General features: G+C 52.8%; 1 protein-coding gene. It reads right to left on the reverse strand.

Going from position 1 to position 523, the window contains the following annotated elements:
• The coding region (locus H8S55_RS13915) for a DUF3991 and TOPRIM domain-containing protein (RefSeq protein ID WP_186879364.1) at nt 1–523 on the reverse strand (523 nt) is incomplete at both ends.

Consider the following 523-nt stretch of genomic DNA (forward strand, 5'->3'; position numbering starts at 1 on the left):
AGGAACACTTTTTGGGTGTCCTTGCGCTCAGAAAGAAAACGGTCAAGGGCTTTGCCAGAAACGCCGCCCAGGGCAAGATAGCTCCTTGTCTGCCAGTCCTGCGGATAAAGGCAGATAAAGGACAAAAGGTCTATCGGCGCTTCAAAGACAAAGAGCTGGTTGCCGTTTCCCTCATAGCGGAACGGATAGGACTTGTCAGACCCGGTAATATCCTGTCTGAATGTGTCTGCCGTTCCTCGCACATGGGCGTATCTCGGTGTGCCGTTTCGGTCTCTGCCGACAAAGACAACATTGTGCCGCTTTGCGTCCTCATAAATATCCCCGGAAAGAAGAAAAGTCTCAACCAGTTTCGGGTTGAGACCTCGGCTTTCGCAAAGATATTGAATTGCTCTGTCGGCTGTTCGGTTGTGCAAGGGCAAGTGGAACGCTGTGGGCGGTGCTGTGGTGGCTTCGGTCTGTCCCTCGCCGTTTTCGCCTGTCAACATCTGGACGGCTTCGGGAAAGGACTTGCCGTAAAACTCTA

This window comes from Flintibacter faecis (genome assembly GCF_014287875.1).
Taxonomy (GTDB): Bacteria; Bacillota; Clostridia; order Oscillospirales; family Oscillospiraceae; genus Lawsonibacter; species Lawsonibacter faecis_A.